General features: G+C 60.8%; 14 protein-coding genes. 10 read left to right on the plus strand and 4 right to left on the minus strand.

Annotated elements, in window-relative coordinates; genetic code table 11:
* From ACP7BN_RS01090 to ACP7BN_RS01115, 6 genes are all read left to right on the plus strand, one after another.
* A complete protein-coding gene (locus ACP7BN_RS01090) occupies window positions 1-999 on the plus strand; it encodes an acyl-CoA dehydrogenase (protein ID WP_426200947.1) in 999 nt (332 codons plus the stop codon).
* Window positions 996-1,754, plus strand: coding sequence for a PIG-L deacetylase family protein (locus ACP7BN_RS01095; protein WP_426200948.1), 759 nt, complete (start codon window positions 996-998; stop codon window positions 1,752-1,754). Before ACP7BN_RS01090 ends, ACP7BN_RS01095 begins: the two co-directional genes overlap by 4 nt.
* Window positions 1,751-2,350 (plus strand): SAM-dependent methyltransferase, encoded by a 600-nt coding sequence (locus tag ACP7BN_RS01100; protein WP_426200950.1) that lies wholly within the window; start codon window positions 1,751-1,753, stop codon window positions 2,348-2,350. Before ACP7BN_RS01095 ends, ACP7BN_RS01100 begins: the two co-directional genes overlap by 4 nt.
* A 242-nt stretch (window positions 2,351-2,592) precedes the next feature.
* On the plus strand, window positions 2,593-3,354 hold the full coding sequence (locus ACP7BN_RS01105; RefSeq protein WP_426200952.1) for a PIG-L deacetylase family protein: 762 nt from the start codon (window positions 2,593-2,595) through the stop codon (window positions 3,352-3,354).
* A gap of 65 nt (window positions 3,355-3,419) precedes the next feature.
* The gene (locus tag ACP7BN_RS01110) at window positions 3,420-4,217 is read left to right on the plus strand and encodes an endonuclease/exonuclease/phosphatase family protein (RefSeq protein WP_426200953.1); all 798 of its coding nucleotides are present in this window, start codon (window positions 3,420-3,422) and stop codon (window positions 4,215-4,217) included.
* A gap of 346 nt (window positions 4,218-4,563) precedes the next feature.
* Window positions 4,564-5,634: an autotransporter domain-containing protein gene (locus ACP7BN_RS01115; RefSeq protein ID WP_426200955.1), complete on the plus strand. Its 1,071-nt coding sequence runs from the start codon at window positions 4,564-4,566 to the stop codon at window positions 5,632-5,634.
* A 607-nt stretch (window positions 5,635-6,241) separates the two neighbouring features.
* Here the strand turns inward: ACP7BN_RS01115 and glgB are convergent.
* The 3 genes from glgB to ACP7BN_RS01130 form a co-directional block, all read right to left on the minus strand.
* The gene (glgB, locus tag ACP7BN_RS01120; protein ID WP_426200956.1) at window positions 6,242-8,473 is read right to left on the minus strand and encodes a 1,4-alpha-glucan branching protein GlgB; all 2,232 of its coding nucleotides are present in this window, start codon (window positions 8,471-8,473) and stop codon (window positions 6,242-6,244) included.
* A gap of 2 nt (window positions 8,474-8,475) precedes the next feature.
* Complete coding sequence (treS, locus tag ACP7BN_RS01125; protein ID WP_426200958.1) at window positions 8,476-11,817, minus strand: maltose alpha-D-glucosyltransferase; 3,342 nt, start codon at window positions 11,815-11,817, stop codon at window positions 8,476-8,478.
* Between the two features lie 189 nt (window positions 11,818-12,006).
* Window positions 12,007-14,004 carry an alpha-1,4-glucan--maltose-1-phosphate maltosyltransferase gene (locus ACP7BN_RS01130; protein ID WP_426200960.1) on the minus strand — a complete coding sequence of 666 codons (1,998 nt, stop codon included), beginning with the start codon at window positions 14,002-14,004 and terminating at the stop codon, window positions 12,007-12,009.
* A gap of 217 nt (window positions 14,005-14,221) precedes the next feature.
* On the opposite strand from ACP7BN_RS01130, the gene ACP7BN_RS01135 reads away from it, so the two are divergent.
* Window positions 14,222-14,380, plus strand: coding sequence for a hypothetical protein (locus ACP7BN_RS01135; RefSeq protein ID WP_420649902.1), 159 nt, complete (start codon window positions 14,222-14,224; stop codon window positions 14,378-14,380).
* An 8-nt stretch (window positions 14,381-14,388) separates the two neighbouring features.
* Here ACP7BN_RS01135 and ACP7BN_RS01140 read toward each other — a convergent pair whose 3' ends face one another.
* Window positions 14,389-14,907, minus strand: coding sequence for an MgtC/SapB family protein (locus ACP7BN_RS01140; RefSeq protein ID WP_426200962.1), 519 nt, complete (start codon window positions 14,905-14,907; stop codon window positions 14,389-14,391).
* A gap of 122 nt (window positions 14,908-15,029) precedes the next feature.
* Between ACP7BN_RS01140 and ACP7BN_RS01145 the strand changes: the two genes are divergently transcribed.
* The 3 genes from ACP7BN_RS01145 to mapR all read left to right on the plus strand — a co-directional run bounded on the left by ACP7BN_RS01145 (window position 15,030) and on the right by mapR (window position 18,524).
* Window positions 15,030-15,263 carry a DUF3203 family protein gene (locus ACP7BN_RS01145; RefSeq protein ID WP_420649904.1) on the plus strand — a complete coding sequence of 78 codons (234 nt, stop codon included), beginning with the start codon at window positions 15,030-15,032 and terminating at the stop codon, window positions 15,261-15,263.
* Between the two features lie 195 nt (window positions 15,264-15,458).
* Window positions 15,459-16,895: a cytochrome c oxidase accessory protein CcoG gene (ccoG, locus tag ACP7BN_RS01150; RefSeq protein WP_426200964.1), complete on the plus strand. Its 1,437-nt coding sequence runs from the start codon at window positions 15,459-15,461 to the stop codon at window positions 16,893-16,895.
* A gap of 219 nt (window positions 16,896-17,114) precedes the next feature.
* On the plus strand, window positions 17,115-18,524 hold the full coding sequence (gene mapR / locus ACP7BN_RS01155; RefSeq protein ID WP_426200966.1) for a GntR family transcriptional regulator MpaR: 1,410 nt from the start codon (window positions 17,115-17,117) through the stop codon (window positions 18,522-18,524).
* Window positions 18,525-18,546: the final 22 nt, after the last annotated feature.

The following is an 18,546-nucleotide window of genomic DNA, read 5'->3' on the forward strand; positions in this document are numbered from 1 at the left end:
ATGGACCTGCACGGCTATTTATCCGCGCGCACTGCGGATTACGCCGACCCCGAAGCCCTCGGCCAGTGTCTGCGTGAGCTGGTCGAGGCCGGACTGGATCGCCTGCCACTGCCGGGCAGTGGCCACACCCTTGAGCGTTTTCAAGGGCTGGCGCTCGTGGGCGGGCATGATCTGGGCGTGTGCAAACTGTATGAGGGCCACACCGACGCGTTGTCGATCATCGAGCAACTGGGTGGCGCGCCGACTCCTGGCAGCACCTGGGGCATGTGGGCCGCCGAGCCACCACAGGCGCGGGTCAAGGTCAGTCCATCCGGGCACATGGTGGTGCTGGACGGGCGCAAGGCGTGGTGTTCCGGCGCTGCCGTGCTCAGTCATGCGCTGCTGACGGCGTGGGATGAAGCAGATCGCCAGCAACTGGTGGCGGTCGCGCTCGATCAACCGGGCGTGACCATCACCGATCAAGGCTGGCAAGCGGTCGGCATGGGCGCCACCGGGTCGGTTGAGGTGTTGTTTGACAGGGTCGAGGGCCAAGCGATTGGCAGTCCCGGTGACTACCTGCAACGGCCGGGTTTCTGGCAAGGCGGAATCGGCATCGCCGCCTGTTGGTACGGCGCTGCACGTGAGATCGCCGAACGATTGCGCCAGCACTGTGCGCAACGCGAGGAAGCGCATTCGCTGGCGCATCTGGGTGCGGTCGATGTGGCGTTGCAGGCTGCTGCCGATGTGTTGCGTTTCAGCGCGCTGCACATTGATGCTCATCCGCAGGCCAATGCCGAACTGCTGGCCCGCCGTGCGCGGGCGGTGGTCGAGCAGTCTGCCGCACAAGTCATTGATCATGTTGGTCGCGCATTGGGCGCCGGGCCGTTCTGCAAGGATCGCCAGTTCGCCCGTTTGAGCGCTGATCTGCCGGTGTTCCTGCGTCAAAGCCATGCCGAACGTGACCTCGCCGCCCTCGGGCAATTGATCGCAGCGCAACCCACGGAGACATGGACGTTATGAAAACCAATCCGATTGTCGGCCAGGGCACGACCCTGCACCAATGGCAGAGCTCGCAGCATTTGGCTGAACTGGACAGCATCGACATTCTCAGCCTGGTGCCGCCCGGTTCGCGCGCGGTGGTCATCGCGCCGCACCCGGACGACGAAGTGCTCGGGTGCGGCGGCTTGCTGCAATTGCTCGCCGCTGCCGGACGTCCGCTGCAATTGATCTCGGTCACCGATGGCAGCGCCAGCCACCCCGGCTCGCAACGGTGGCCGGTTGAGCGCCTGAGCGTGGTCCGTCCGCAGGAATCCGCCGAAGCCCTGCGTCGCCTCGGCCTGCCGATGCATCGCTTGAAATGGCTGCGCGGCGGTTTTGCCGATACTCAGGTGGCGGCGCGTGAAGCCGAGTTGTGCGAATTCATCCAGCGCCATTTGCGCCCCAACGACGTGGTGTTCACTACATGGAGCGAGGACGGTCACTGCGATCATGAAGCGGTTGGCCGCGCGAGTAGCGAAGCGGCTCGTCGCACGGGCGCAACCTGTCATGAATTACCGGTCTGGACGTGGCACTGGGCGACGCCCGAAGATGCCTTCGTGCCCTGGCAGCGCGCGCGCAAAATCAATCTGACGTGTGAGCAAGTCGCGCGCAAACGCCACGCGGTGCATGCGTTCGCCAGTCAGTTGGAAGGCGACCCAGTGGCTGGACTCGGCCCGGTGCTGGCACCGTACGTACTGGATCGACTGCTGCAACCGTTTGAGGTGATCTTCCTGTGAGCGTCGACGACCGCTATTTCGACGGGCTGTTTGCCGGCAACGACGACCCTTGGGCGTTTCGCCAACGCTGGTACGAGCAGCGCAAACGGGCGATCACGCTTGCGGCACTGCCGCGCCCGCACTATCGCGCAATCTTCGAACCGGGCTGCGCCAATGGTGAACTGAGTGCCGAGCTGGCGCAGCGCTGTGACCGGTTATTGTGTTGCGACACGGCCGCCGCTGCGGTGGGTCTGGCGCAAACGCGCTTGAGCTTGTTCGATCACGCCGAGGTCCGCCAAAACCGCCTGCCAGATGACTGGCCAGAAGAAAAATTCGACCTGATCGTATTTAGCGAAATCGGCTACTACCTCGATGGCGATGATCTGACAGCCGTGATCCGTCACATCAGCAATTCCCTGAGCGCAGACGGGCAACTGCTGGCGTGCCACTGGCGCCCGCCGATTGATCAATGCCCGTTGAATGCGCGGCAGGTGCACGATCAGATCCACGACCAATTGGCTCTGCCGAGGCTGGTTTTGCATCAGGAAGCAGACTTCATTCTCGAGGTCTGGAGCCGCGAACCGCGCTCCGTCGCGGCTTTGGAAGGTTTGCGTTGAATCACTGATGTCGCTCAACGTTTCTGCGCCGGTCTGCGACCTCCAACACAGCTATAACAAAAAAACACAGATCAGATTGCTCGCCGACGCGACGAACCGCGCGCCATGAGCAATACTCTTCTGCGCGGCAATCCAGGGTTCGGAGCGCCGCATGGTTTTCCACCAGCCTTCACGGGTCGAAGCGCTTGAGCGATGCTCGCCGCGCGCGATTGAGGGCGAGACACAACAAGGACGTAGCACTCATGAAACCGTTATCCCTAAATGAAGGCAGCCTGCCGGCGCAAATCTGGAACAGCGCCGCGCAACTCGACAACATTCCCGTCATCAACACCCGCAGTCTGGTGCCGGCCGGCGCACGTGCCGTGGTCATCGCCCCGCATCCCGGCGACGAGGTAGTGACCTGCGGCGGCCTGCTGCAACTGCTCGCCAGCCTCGGCCATCCGTTGCAACTGCTCTCTATCACCGACGGCAGCGCCAGCCATCCCGGCTCGCGCCAATGGTCAGAGAAACGCCTGAGCGTATTCCGCCCGCAAGAGAGCGTCGAGGCGCTACGGCGTCTGGGGTTGCCGATGCACAGCCTGAAATGGGTGCGTGGCGGCTTTACCCACAACGCCCTGTTCGACAAGGAACTCCAGCTCAGCGAGTTCATCATGCGTTACCTGCGCCCTGGCGATGTGGTGTTCAGCACCTGGTGCAAAGACGGCAGCGACGACCATCAAGTGGTAGGTCGCGCCAGTGCCCGCGCCGCCCTGCAGGCCGGTGCTACCTACCATGATGTGCCGGTCTGGGCCTGGCACTGGCCGGAACGCGATCACGCGCAGATTCCCTGGCACCGCGCACGCAAATTGCGTCTGGACACTTGGACTGTCGCGCGCAAAAGCCACGCGACCCACGCCTACGCCAGCCAGCTCACAGGCGAGCCGGCCATCGGCATTGCCCCGATGCTGCCGCGGGCGATTCTTGAACGCATGCGCCTGCCCTATGAAATCGTGCTCGTCGACTGAAACACTGAACTGCGCGTTCGCACGTCAGTCGCATGCACAGGCAGTCATGATTCATAGGAGTAAACGTGTCCAGTGATCCCCAGCGTCACGCTATCGACGCTCAGCCCCTGGAGCCGTCGGCCATCCATCGCTTGCGCGTGCTGACGGTTAATACACACAAGGGTTTTACCGCACTCAACCGACGTTTCATCCTCCCCGAACTGCGCGAAGCAGTGCGCAGCACGTCAGCCGATCTGGTGTTTCTGCAGGAAGTGGTTGGCGAGCACGAACGCCATTCCAATCGTTACAACGAATGGCCGCAAACCTCGCAATACGAGTTTCTCGCCGACAGCATGTGGGCCGACTTCGCCTACGGGCGCAACGCCGTTTATCCCCATGGCCATCACGGCAATGCCCTGCTGTCGAAGTACCCGATCCGCGAGTACCGCAACCTTGACGTCTCGATCACCGGCCCCGAGCGACGCGGGCTTTTGCATTGCGTGCTGGACGTACCGGGACATGCGGAAGTCCACGCGATCTGCGTGCACTTGAGCCTGCTGGAAAGTCATCGGCAATTGCAGTTGCAGTTGCTCTGCCAACTGCTCGAGTCGCTGCCCGAAGATGCCCCGGTGATCATCGCCGGCGACTTCAACGACTGGCAATTGCAGGGCAACGCCGCCCTCTCCCGCCGCGACTACCTGCACGAAGCCTTCGAGCGTCATCACGGTCGACCTGCGAAAACCTATCCCGCGCGTTTCCCACTGCTGCGACTGGACAGGATCTACCTGCGCAATGCCAGCAGCCACGACCCACAGATTCTCGGCAACAAGCCCTGGACACATCTGTCGGATCATTTGCCGTTGGCGGTGGAGGTGCATCTGTAGTCGCAGTTTTGACAGCGGCGCGCACCGGTGGTCAGTTGCCCAAGCGCTCTGAATCACGGACTCGAGGCCGTTCTTCCATACAAACAAGAACTTAGATATGTTCGGATAAACAAACACTTGCATTACCTGTTTTAGCCCTACCGCTCATCGTTCATTTTCTTGACGCATGGGCGCGGGTCTTCTTGAATCTAGGTTACTACCCCCGGAAATACTACTCGGGGCTAACCCACGGACACCCGCGAAAACGGGCGCCCGGCGGTTCGCCCCGTCTCATTCGGTCGCCCCTCATTCGGGGTAGGAGAGACGACAAGGCGAGAGTGCGCATGCGATAGCAAGGTAGACCTCCATGAAAACTTCATTCACTGCTCAAGAGATCAAAACAACCTTCTGCACTGTTTCGAGTTCTATCTTGCTGTGCTCATCCATGGAGGCGCAGGCCGGTTCTGCGGCGGATGAGACAACGTCCTGGTACCGAGAGAACGTGCCGGTCATGACCTTGCCTGCCACCGTCATCACACCCGAGCCGCAACGCCTGAGTCCGCGCCCCGATCTGCGCGGCAATCACCTGATTACCGAAGACATTTCGCCGACAGCGTGGGATCAGCTTTACGGACCGAGTTCACGCCAGGCACAAACCGACGTCCTTAGCCCCGGTTTCGCGATGCCCGGCAGCGGCGACTTCAAAGGCCCTGCCGTGTTGACCTTGCAAAGTAGCAGCGGCCACACACAAAAAATCGGCCTGATCGGCGGGGTCAATCAGATCCAGGCCAACGGCAACGGCCTGATCAGCAGCCGCGCCCTCGCCGACCCGAATTCCGACACCCTCAACCTGCAAGGCCAGAGCCTCGGCGCTTACTACAGCCTGACCGGCCCGCAAGGCTGGCACGTCGATCTGTCGGCCAGTGGCGGCCGCGTCAGCGGTTTCAGCCGCAACCAACAAGGCGCACGCCAAGCCACCGAAGGCAGCGCGATGACGCTGTCGGTGGAAGGCGGATTCCCGATCGGCATCAGCGAAAACTGGGTGGTCGAACCGCAGGCGCAATTGATCAACCAACGCATCACCCTCGACACGCCGTATGCCGGCTCGGGCAACGCGTCATCGAGCGATATCTCATCGTGGAGCGGCCGGGTCGGCGCGCGCTTGAAAGGCAGTTACGATCTGAATGGTCTGCCAGTCGAGCCGTACGTGCGCACCAACCTGTGGCACACGGTCTACACCGGCAACACGGTGACGCTGGATCAGGTGGACAAGATCAGCAGCAGCCGCAAATCCTCGACCGTGGAAGTCGGATTGGGACTGGTGGCGCGGGTGACACCGACGGTGAGTCTGTACGTCAGCGCGGATTACAGCAGTGACGTGGATGACAACGACTTGAATGGGTTGATCGGCAGCATGGGGGTGCGCATGCGCTGGTAAGTGGATTCGCCGAGACCCTGTGGGAGCTGCGGTGCGACGATTCGACTTGCCAGCGATAGCGTTGGCACATTCAGCGATGATATTGAATGTGCCGACGCTATCGCTGGCAAGCCAGCTCCCACATTTTGATTTGCACACGCCCCATGCGGCGAAGCCGCCCCACTCAACACAATGAGCGTTAGCTCGAGTACCGCTCTTGATCTCGAGCGCCCGTCGGCAGGCTGAGTGGAGGGATTGATCCGGGGGTGGGAGCGCAGCGACCGTTTGGCGCAGCCAAACACATCGAGAGGAGGTGCAGCGAAGCAAACCGGAGGCGATGCCCCCGGATCAATCCCGGAGCGAAGGAACCCGAGCCACAGCGAGGGCCGAACGTCAGGGAAAAGCCTTTTGGGTTACCTTTTTGGCGTTTGAAAAAGGTGACCCGCCGTCAGGGCGGAACCCTAGGAAGCCGTTACCGCAGCAACGGATATGTACACCGCCAGAAAAATCCATCGCCTGACCCGTCGCCATCGCTGGCAAGCCAGCTCCCACAGGTTCTGGGTACATCCACCATAGCTTCTGCGCCTGAAAGATAGCCTGCCAGCGATGGCAGCAACCCGGTCCGGGATCAACCCTCAGGCTTGAGAATCAACACCGCCAGCGGCGGCAAATTCAGCTCCAGCGACAACGACTGACCATGACTCGCCACCTCTTCAGTAAACGCCCCACCACCATTGCCATAATTGGAACCGGCATATTGCTCGGCATCACTGTTAAGCAACTCCTTCCAGCGCCCGGCAAACGGCACGCCCACCCGATACGCCTGCCGCGGCACCGGCGTGAAGTTAGCCACCACCAGCACCGGCGTACCGTCCTTGCTCCAGCGCAACCAAGCGAAAACGCTGTTGATTGCGTCATCACCGATCAACCACTGAAAACCCTGCGGCGCGTCATCCTGATCATGCAGCGCCGGCTCCTCGCGGTACAACCGATTAAGGTCGCCAACCAGCTTCTGCACGCCTTTGTGCTCCGAATACTGCAGCAGATACCAATCAAGCTGCTGATCATGATTCCACTCGCGCCACTGACCAAACTCGCAGCCCATGAACAACAGCTTCTTGCCCGGATGGGTCCACATGAAGCTCAGATACGCGCGCAGGTTGGCAAACTTCTGCCAACGATCGCCGGGCATCTTGTCGATCAGCGAATGCTTGCCGTGCACCACTTCATCGTGGGAAATCGGCAGGATGAAGCGCTCGGACCACGCATAGACCAAACCAAAGCTCAGCTCGTTGTGGTGATGAGCGCGATACACCGGATCCTGCTGAATGTAGTGCAGCGAATCGTGCATCCAGCCCATGTTCCACTTGTAAGCGAAACCGAGGCCGCCCTGCTGGGTGCTCTGACTCACGCCCGGCCACGCGGTGGATTCTTCAGCAATCACCAACGCGCCCGGCGCTTCCAGCTCGACCACGTCGTTCAAATGACGCAGGAAGTCGATGGCTTCAAGATTCTCGCGACCGCCATGCCGATTCGGCACCCACTCGCCAGCCTTGCGCGAGTAGTCGCGATAAAGCATCGAAGCCACCGCATCCACGCGCAGACCGTCGATATGGAAATGCTTCAACCAGTGCAACGCCGAAGCCAACATGTAGCCATGCACTTCGGTGCGGCCGAGGTTGTAGATCAGCGTGTCCCAGTCCTGATGGAAACCTTCCAGCGGGTTGCCGTATTCGTACAGCGCGGTGCCATCGAACTGCGCCAGACCATGGGTATCGGTCGGGAAATGCGCCGGGACCCAGTCAAGGATCACGCCAATTTCAGCCCGATGGCAGGCGTCGATAAACGCAGCAAACTGCTCGGGCGTGCCGTAGCGCGCACTCGGCGCGAACTGCGAGAGCAATTGATAACCCCACGAGCCACCGAACGGATGCTCCATGATCGGCATCAGTTCGATGTGGGTGAAACCCAGTTCCTTGACGTAGGGAATCAAGCGCTCGGCCAGTTCCGGCCAGGTGTACTGGCGCGCGACCTCGCCGAGATCATCCAGCTCGCATTGCCACGAACCGGCGTGCAACTCGTAAATCGACAGCGGCGCCGCATGCGCGTGGCGCTCGCGGCGGCTGTTCATCCAGTCTTGATCCTGCCAGTCGACTTGCAGAGGCGCAGCGACTTTCGAAGCGGTGTCCGGCGGCAGGCTGGTGGCCAGCGCCATCGGATCGGCTTTCAACGGCAGAATGCCGTGTTCGCCAAGAATCTCGTATTTGTACAACTCCCCGGCTTGCAGGCGCGGAATGAACAATTCCCAGACCCCGGATGGATGGCGTAAGCGCATCGGATGCCGACGGCCATCCCAGACGTTGAAATCGCCCACCACCGAAACGCGTTTGGCATTCGGCGCCCACACGGCGAAGCGCACACCGTCAACGCCATCGACGCTGGTCAGCTGTGCGCCGAGGCAACTGCTCAGGTCGCGGTGATTGCCCTCGGCGAACAGGTACAAGTCCATTTCGCCGAGCAACTGGCCGAAGCTGTACGGATCTTCCGCAACCTGCTCGCCGCCAGCCCAACGCGTGCGCAATAAATATGGACGTGCCTGCGGGAAGTGGCCGACGAACAGCCCCGCAGTTTCAGTCGCCTCCAATGCGCCGATTTCTTCGCCGCTGTCCTTGTCCAGCACCGCAACGCTCAACGCGCCGGGCAGATAGGCGCGAATGAACTGCCCGCCAGCACCATCGCCATGCGGGCCAAGAATCGAAAACGGGTCGGGATGCACCGCGCGCACCAAGGCATCGATGTCCCTCGCCGCGGGCAGCAACCTTTCTTTAGCGTGACCCTGTTCCTTGTTTGAGAAACTCATGACTACTCTCCACCAAGATCGGAAAAGGGTTTAAGCCCCGACAACAACCCGTACAGACCGTGCAACGGCACGGGCAGCCAGGTAGGGCGATTTTCGGCTTCATAGGCCACTTCGTAGGCCGCTTTCTCCAGGCCGAACAACGCCAGTGCGGCGTCAGCACCTTCAGGATCCTGCCAGGCATGATCAAGACTAGCTGCCGCTTGGCGATATGCCTGAACAAATGCCTCACGGGCCTCACGCAAGTAGCGATCAGCAACACGTTTGCGCGCCGCTTCGGACTCGGCACTCATGTCGACCGTATGCACATTAATGGTCATCGCCGCCGCGTAATCGAAGGAGCGCAACACACCGCTGACATCTTTATACGGGCTGTGCTTGCCACGACGTTCGGACAACGGCCGCGCCGGTTCGCCCTCGAAGTCGATGAGGAACGCATCGCCTTTGATCACCAGCACCTGACCCAAATGCAGGTCGCCGTGCACGCGGATGCGCAGGCCGCCAGCAGATTTCTTCGCCAGATCCTGCACGTGGCTGAGGATGGCTTTTTTGTTGTCTTGCAGCCGCGTAACCAGCTTCTGATCCGCGGCGGTCAGTTCGCCCTGATGCTGCTTGAGCAGCTTCAATGCGTGTTCGACTTGAGCGGCGACATCCTTGGCGGTGGCCTGCGCATCCTTGGCCGAGCTGACTTGCGGCGCGAAGTCCGGGTCGTCCGTCTTGGCTGCCAGCACCTGATGCATCTCGCCCAGACGCTGACCGAGCATGCCGGCGAAATCTCTCAACTCGCCGAGCGCGTTGTAATGTTGCTCCTGCTCGGACATGGCGTCCGCCAGCTCATCACGCAGCGCCCGTTCGAGGTTGTTCTGCGTCCATTCCCAGGCGTCGCCCTGATTGCTCAAATAGCCTTGGGCGATCATCAGCAAATTGTCTTCACCCTGCGCGTCACGGCGAATCACCGAGCCGAGCAACGGCGAGATATTGGCGAAACCGGCGGCGGTCAAATAGGCGCTCATCTCCAGTTCCGGGTGTACGCCAGAGGCGACTTTGCGGATCAGTTTCAGCACCAGGCTGTTGCCGATCACCACCGAACTGTTCGACTGTTCGGCCGACAGGTAACGCACCTCGGACTCGGCGCCAAGGCCAAGTGCGTCCAGCTGCGGCGTGGACTCAAAGCGAATCTCGCCGGCGTCCGACGCCAGTACCGTGTTGGCCTGCATGCCTTGCAGCACGGCGCGGACAAACGTTTCGAGGCTGAACGCATCAGTGATCAAACCGACCTGACGCACACGCCGTACGCGGGCCAAAGCCAATTGCTGCGGCAGCGCCGGGCCGACGTGATCTTCGCCGATGAAGCCGAACGGCAGCTGATAGCGGCTGGTCTGCCCGCCACTGGTGACTTCGATTTCGCTGAGCAGCACCGGGTGCTGGGCATCGCCGAAGCGCACGCCATACGTGAGATTGACCTTATCGATGGCAGCATCCTTGCCGGCGAACCAGCGGCGGTTCTGCAACCAGTTCGGCAGAATTTGTTGCTCCAGCGTGGTTCGCGACGGCGCTTCGAGCAGTTCTTCCATGCGTTTTTTCAGCACCAGCGTGGTGAAGTCCGGCAGGCTTTGCGCCGGTTCCACGTGCCAGCTCGGCATCTGATTTTCGGCGGCGAGCACGAACCAGTAGAAGCCGTACGGCGCCAGCGTCAGCAGGAAATTCAACTGGCCGATTGGCGGGAACGCGTTGCCGCCGAGCATCTCCACCGGAACCATGCCGGTGTAGGCCGACAGATCGAGTTCCGCCGCTTGCGCGCTGCGCGACACGTTGGCTACGCACAGGATGATTTCGTGCTTGCCATCGGCGTCGGTGAATTCGCGGGTGTAGGCCAGAATGCGTCGATTGCTCGGCGAAAGCATCTTCAACGTGCCACGGCCGAACGCCTTGGACTGCTTGCGCACGGCGAGCATGCGCCGGGTCCAGTTGAGCAGCGAATGTGGATCGCCGGCCTGGGTTTCGACGTTGACCGATTGATAACCGTACTGCGGGTCCATGATCGGCGGCAGCACCAGGCTCGCCGGGTCGGCGCGCGAGAAGCCGCCGTTGCGGTCGATCGACCACTGCATCGGCGTACGCACGCCGTCACGGTCGCCGAGGTAGATGTTGTCGCCCATGCCGATTTCATCGCCGTAGTACAAAGTCGGCGTGCCGGGCATCGACAGCAACAGGCTGTTGAGCAGTTCCACGCGACGACGGTCGCGTTCCATCAACGGCGCCAGACGTCGACGAATACCGAGGTTGATCCGCGCGCGGCGGTCAGCGGCGTAGTAATTCCACAGGTAGTCACGCTCTTTATCGGTGACCATCTCCAGGGTCAATTCATCGTGGTTGCGCAGGAAGATTGCCCATTGGCAATTGGCTGGAATCTCCGGGGTCTGGCGCAGGATGTCGGTGATCGGGAAGCGATCTTCCTGGGCCAGCGCCATGTACATGCGTGGCATCAGCGGGAAGTGGAACGCCATGTGGCATTCGTCGCCATTCAGGCCGTGCGCGTCGGCGTCGCCGAAATACAGCTGGGTATCTTCCGGCCATTGGTTGGCTTCGGCGAGCAGCATGCGGTCCGGATAGTTGGCGTCGATTTCGGCGCGGATCTGCTTGAGGACGTCGTGGGTCTCCGGCAGGTTTTCGTTATTGGTGCCGTCGCGCTCGATCAGGTACGGGATCGCGTCCAGCCGCAGGCCGTCGATGCCCATGTCGAGCCAGTAACGCATCACCGAAATCACCGCTTTCATCACTTGCGGATTGTCGAAGTTCAGGTCCGGCTGGTGCGAATAGAAGCGGTGCCAGAAGTATTGGCCAGCGACCGGATCCCAGGTCCAGTTGGACTTTTCGGTGTCGAGGAAAATGATCCGCGTGCCGTCGTATTTCTGATCGTCATCCGACCACACGTAGAAGTCGCGCGCCGCCGAACCAGGCTTGGCCTTGCGCGCACGCTGGAACCACGCATGCTGGTCGGAGGTGTGGTTGATGACCAATTCGGTGATCACCCGCAGACCACGCTTGTGCGCCTCGGCGATGAAACGCTTGGCGTCGGCCATGGTCCCGTAGTCGCTGTGCACGCCACGGTATTCGGCAATGTCGTAGCCGTCATCGCGACGTGGCGACGGATAGAACGGCAGCAGCCAGATGGTGTTGACGCCGAGTTCGGCGATGTAATCGAGTTTGGCGATCAGCCCGGGAAAGTCACCGATGCCGTCGTTGTTGGAGTCGAAAAACGATTTGACGTGAACCTGATAAATCACCGCATCCTTGTACCAGAGCGGGTCTTTGATAAAAGTGGCAGCCTTGGGTTTCTTCGCCATGTGTAACTCCTGAAAAATTCACTGAAGCCACATGGACTGGAATGCGCCCCTGTGGCGAGGGAGCTTGCTCCCGCTGGGTTGCGAAGCAGCCCCATTGCATTTCTTCGTACAAACCGCATGCACCGGATTGACGACTGCTGCGCAGCCGAGCGGGAGCAAGCTCCCTCGCCACAGTGCTGTGCAGCAAATTCAAGAAGTAGTGATGCGCCAAATACTGAACGGCTGTTGCGCCGGGTCGAGCCGCATGAACTGGTATTTGCCATGCCAGTCCCAACGATGCCCGCTCATCAAATCCTCGCCGTGGGTGGTGGCATCATCCGGCAGGCCCATTTCCCACAGCGGCAACTCGAAATTCGCCTCCTGCGCGTTATGCGGATCCAGGTTCACCGCCACCAGAATGAAGTTGCTGCCATCCGCGCTACGCTTGCCGAAGTACAGAATGTTGTCGTTCCACGCGTTGTAAATGGTCAGGCCCAGGTGCGTGTGCAGCGCCGGGTTCTGCCGGCGAATGCGGTTGAGCTGGGCGATTTCGGCAATGATGTTGCCCGGCGCATTGAAGTCGCGGACGCGGATTTCATACTTCTCCGAATCGAGGTATTCCTCCTTGCCCGGCACCGGCGCCGCTTCGCACAGTTCATAGCCGGAATACATGCCCCACAGGCCCGAGCCCATGGTCGCCAGCGCCGCACGGATCAGAAAACCTGCGCGCCCCGACTCGTGCAGAAATGCGGGGTTGATGTCCGGGGTGTTGACGAAGAAGTTCGGCCGGTAGCACTCGCGCCACGGCGATTGGTTCAGTTCGGTGAGATAGGTCGCCAGTTCGGCCTTGGTGTTGCGCCAAGTGAAATAGGTGTAGCTCTGGGTGTAACCGACCTTACCCAGGCGCGCCATCATTGCCGGCGTGGTGAAGGCTTCGGCGAGGAAGATCACCTCCGGATGCAGCGCGCGCACATCGGCAATCAGCCATTGCCAGAACGGCAGCGGTTTGGTGTGCGGGTTGTCGACGCGAAAGATCTTCACGCCCTCTTCCACCCAGCCGATCACGATGTCGCGCAACTCGATCCACAGGCTCGGAATCGCATCCGCCGCGTAGAAGTCGACGTTAACGATGTCCTGATATTTCTTCGGCGGGTTTTCCGCGTATTTGATCGTGCCGTCCGGCCGCCAGTTGAACCAGCCCGGATGCTGCCTGAGCCACGGATGATCCTGCGAACACTGAATGGCGAAATCGAGCGCAATTTCCAGACCGTGATCGGCAGCCGCTGTCACCAATCGGCGGAAATCCTCGCGGGTGCCGAGCTGCGAATGGATCGCCTCGTGCCCGCCCTCCTCGCTGCCAATCGCGTACGGACTGCCCGGATCGTCAGGGCCGGCGGTCAGGGAATTGTTGCGGCCCTTGCGATGGCTGCGGCCAATCGGGTGGATCGGCGTGAAGTACAACACGTCGAAACCCATGTCCTGAATCATCGGCAAGCGCGAGTGCACGTCATTGAAGGTGCCGTGACGGGCCGGATCGTCGGTGATCGAGCGCGGGAACAGCTCGTACCAACTGGCGAATTCGGCAAGTTGACGCTCGACGTCCAGCGGGAATTCCGGGCTGACACTGAGATAGGCGCGATGATCGGCCTCGGCCATCAGTTGCGCACTTTGCGGGTGCAGAAACAGCGCGACCTGCTCGGTTTCGAGCAGCCCGGACAGCTCATGATGCAAAGCCGCCAGTTGTTCACTGAGCTGGCCTTCGCTGCGTTCGGCGGCCTGTTGCACCATGCTCCGACCTTCCTGCAACTCCAGGCTGACCGGCACGGCTGCAGCGTGTTTCTTCTCGAGTTCGTACTGAAAACTGGCGAACTGGTCGATCCATGCTTCGATCAGGAACAGATAGCGGCCCATGCGTTCCGGGCGGAACTGGCCCTGCCAGCCGTTATTGCCCTGATCGGCCATGATCTCGGTTTGCCAGGTCTGCTCGCCCTCTTCACGCCAGCGGATACGCACCGCGAGTTTGTCGTGACCGTCGGCGAAGACCTTGCTGGTGACCACGACTTCACGGCCGGCAATCGCCTTGACAGCAAACTGTCCGCCATCAAGGGTCGGCGTAACGTCTTCTATTGCTATGCGTGGCAGCAAGAGCGCCTGCGACAGCGGAATATGCGGGTTGTAGCTCGAATCGGAACCTGTTTCAGCAGTCATTGAGCATCTCTCCTTAACGCCCCAAGGACGCTCGTTTGCCTGATAGATGTCCACAGCGAAGCACTTGTCCGCCACGAACTCACCTAGATACCGAGCGACCGGCGCGGGGAAAAGTTCACAGGGATTTGCCGCACAACAAAACTGGATCGAATTCGCTGCGAGGTGGTCAATCCACTTAAGCACTTCTCACGCCATGTGCCACACGGAGGTAGATCTGATGAACAACCCGTTCCCGGCTGAAACGCCAGATCCGAACATCGACAACCCGGTGATTCCGGAAACCGAGCCGCAACCGATCCCCGAGCAGGAGCCGCCAGGCACCACGCCGCCGCCCAAGGAAGAACCACCGACGACAATGCCTCCGGTGATTCTCTAGCGCTTGAATTACAGCTTGTCGTTAGGTCGTTCGTCGTGATCCTTGTCGAAGATTTTCACGATCCTCGGCATGACATTGAAGATGCCCAACGCAAGCAATGTACTGAGCAACGCCGTCGCTTCGCGGCCCAGACCGGCCGCGACGCCGATGGCGGCGGTCATCCACAATCCGGCGGCCGTGGTCAGGCCTTTGACCCGACCTTCCTCGCCGTCCTGATTTTTCAGGATGGTACCGGCGCACAGGAAACCGATACCCGCAATTACGCCCTGCACCACTCGACTCATTGCGTCGGATTCGGACCCGGAGGTTTGCGGTACCAGCACAAACAGCGCCGCGCCTAGCGCCACCAGCATGTGCGTGCGTACCCCGGCAGCCTTGCCTTTGGATTCACGTTCAAAACCGAGAATCCCGCCCAGAATCGCCGCCACCAGCAAGCGCACGGTAATGCGCGTCAATTGCGACGCATCGCCGATTTCGGCGAACTCCGCCTGCAGGGTCACCCAGACTTCATGCCACCACGCATTCATTGCGTCATCCTTGTTTCAGATTGATGAACGGTGGACAGCGCCGACCATTAATCAGTTGCGTAGAACCATCGCTACGCCACGCGTCCTAACCTCTCAACACCCCTCGGAAAAAGGACAGCCTCATGACCATGCGCATCGAAAACCAGACCTGCTTTTTCGCCAGTGAAAACGGCGAGGAAATCCGTTTGTGCAGTGATCTGACGGTGATCACCGACAGCGACAAAGCCATGTCAGCCGTGGAAATAGAGGGCCGTCGCGTGTATATCACCGAAGCAGAAGCCGACGCATTGACCGTTGCAGGCGCCACGGATGGTCGTAAGCATCTGAAGGCCGACAGCAGTGATTCGGTGATTTGACTGACCTTGATCAACACCCCGCGCAGACGTCTGGGATAGACATCTGCGCCTGTGCCTGCGGGCTGCTTCAAGTTGTCGCAGGCACGCGACCACGCCCCATCTGATCCGCTTTTTATTCATTTAGCTGAGTCTGTTATGCAAACAGATCGGCGCTCATAGTGCATCGGCCTGATGGAGGCTGATGAGCGACTGACCATGAGCGAACAAATCCCCGTCCGAACCCTAGAACCAGATTCCAAGCCGAAGATTCAGAATGTGCCATTGCGTCCAATGAAGACCAAGGCCGGCTACAGCGACAACCAGATCCACACCCGCAGCTTCACCGGGCTGTTTCGAACCCTGCGCATGAGCGGCGCGGGGTTTCTGTTTTTGCTGTTCTTCGGCACGGTGTGGCTGACCTGGGGCGGGCGCCAAGCCGTGCTCTGGGACCTTTCCGAGAGCAAATTCCACATCTTTGGCGCGACGTTCTGGCCGCAGGATTTCATTCTGTTGTCGGCGCTGTTGATCATCGCCGCATTCGGCCTGTTCGCGATCACGGTGTTTGCCGGCCGGGTCTGGTGCGGTTACACCTGCCCGCAGAGTTCGTGGACGTGGATTTTCATGTGGTGCGAAAAGGTCACCGAAGGCGAACGCAACCAGCGCATCAAGCTGCAAGCCGCGCCGTGGAGTCTGAACAAACTCGCGCGCCGCGCCGCCAAGCACACGATGTGGCTAGCGATCAGCGTGCTCACCGGCCTGACCTTCGTCGGCTATTTCACGCCGATCCGCCCGCTCGCCGAAGAACTGCTGACCCTGCAAATCGGCGGCGTCAGCCTCTTCTGGGTGCTGTTCTTCGCCGCAGCCACCTATATAAACGCCGGTTGGCTGCGCGAAGCGGTGTGCATGCACATGTGCCCGTATGCGCGCTTCCAGAGCGTGATGTTCGACAAAGACACACTGGCGATTTCCTACGACGTGGCGCGTGGCGAAAACCGTGGCCCGCGCAAACGCGACGTCAAACCCCTTGAGGCCGGCCTCGGTGATTGCATCGACTGCCAACTCTGCGTGCAGGTCTGCCCGACCGGGATCGACATCCGCGACGGTCTGCAAATGGAGTGCATCGGTTGCGCAGCGTGTATCGACGCCTGCGACTCGATCATGGACAAAATGAATTACGCCCGCGGCCTGATCCGCTACACCTCCGAGCGCGAGTTGCAGGGTGGCAAGACGCATCTGCTGCGCCCGCGTTTGATTGGTTACGTCGCGGTGCTGCTGGTGATGATTGGCGCGCTGGTGCTGGCATTGGTCGAGCGGCCGATGGTCTCGCTGGACGTGACCAAGGATCGCGGCTTGTTCCGCGAGAACGCCTTGGGCCAGATCGAGAACATCTACAGCATGAAAGTCATCAACAAGACTCAGCAGCGCCAGGACTACAAGCTGAGTCTGGTGGATGGCGACGGCTTCCAGTTGCAGGGCAAGACCGAGCTGAGCCTGGCGCCGGGCGAGATTGTTGATGTGCCAGTGTCGGTAGCGATGACCACGGATCGGCCGTCGAGCAGCTCGCAGACGGTGAGTTTCAAGATTGAAGACAGTGATGAGCCGGCGGTGAATAGCGTGGCGAAGAGCCGGTTTGTTGCGCCGATGAATCGTTGAGCCGTTAGAATCCCCCCCTCACCCCAGCCCTCTCCCCCCGAGGGGGCGAGGGTGAAAGGGAGCAGATCTCAGTTGTTTTCAAACCCGAGTTCGACTCGATATCCCAGGTCGATGTATTTCGTGAGCATCCCCGATCAGTCCCCTCTCCCCCCGGGAGAGGGCTAGGGTGAGGGGCTTTTCCCTGCCACCCTACACATCCAGCAAGCACCAAGGCCCCCGATGAAACGCTACGAAAAATTCGCCGAAGACATCGCTGAACTGATCCGCTCCGGCGTTCTCGGCCCCGGCCAACGGGTGCCGTCGGTGCGCTACGCCAGCCAGACCTACGGCGTCAGCCCGTCCACCGTGTTCCAGGCCTACTACCTGCTGGAACGCCGGGGCCTGATCCGCGCCCGCCCGCGTTCCGGCTACTTCGTCAACACCCACGCACCGAGCCCGTTCTCGGAGCCAGTGATCAGCAGCCACGTCAGCGATTCGACCGAAGTCGACGTCAGCGAACTGGTGTTCTCGGTACTGGATTCGATCAAGGACCCGAGCACCGTGCCATTCGGCTCGGCGTTCCCTAGCCCGACGCTGTTCCCACTACAACGCCTGTCGCGCTCGCTGGCCAGCGCTGCGCGCGAGATGGACCCGCGCATGGTCGTCACCGACATGTCGCCGGGCAACCCGCAACTGCGTCGGCAGATCGCCCTGCGCTACATGGTCGGCGGCCTGATGTTGCCGATGGAAGAACTGCTGATCACCAACGGCGCGCTTGAAGCGCTGAACCTGTGCCTGCAAGCCGTCACCGAACCCGGCGATCTGGTGGCCATCGAAGCCCCGGCGTTTTACGCCAGCCTGCAAGTGCTCGAGCGGCTTAAACTCAAAGCCGTGGAAATCCCCGTGCACCCGCGCGACGGCATCGATCTCGGCGTGCTCGCGCAAACGCTGGAACGGCATCCGATCAAAGCCTGCTGGTGCATGACCAGTTTCCAGAACCCGATGGGCGCGACCATGCCCGAAGCCAAGAAGCAGGAACTGGTCGAACTGCTGCGCCGCCATCAAGTGCCACTGATCGAGGACGACGTTTACGCCGAGCTGTATTACGGCCAGCAGGCGCCGAAACCGGCCAAGGCGTTTGATACCGAAGGGTTGGTGATGCATTGCGGCTCGTTCGCCAAAAGCCTCGCGCCCGGGTATCGCATCGGCTGGGTCGCCGCCGGACGTTACGCGCAGAAGATCGAACGCCTGAAGCTGATGACGTCTTTGTGTGCGTCGATGCCGGCGCAAGCGGCCATTGCCGATTACCTGCAACACGGTGGTTATGACCGACACCTGCGCAAATTGCGCTACGCACTGGAAGAACAGCAGAGTGCGATGCTTGCGGCAATTGCGCGTTATTTTCCGGCGCAGACGCGGGTCAGCCAACCGGCGGGCGGCTACTTTCTGTGGCTGGAGCTGCCAGCGCAGATGGACTCGTTGAAGTTGTTTCAGATGGCGCTGGCGCAAGGCATCAGCATCGCGCCGGGGCCGATTTTTTCACCGACCCAGCGCTTCAGGAATTGTATTCGCTTGAACTATGGCAGCCCGTGGACTGAAGACACCGAAAAGGCGATGGAGACGTTGGGGCGGATTGTGCGGTCGTTCTGACGTTTCCGTGTTGTCTGATCTG

The organism is Pseudomonas sp. TWP3-1, assembly GCF_049896625.1.
GTDB lineage: Bacteria > Pseudomonadota > Gammaproteobacteria > Pseudomonadales > Pseudomonadaceae > Aquipseudomonas.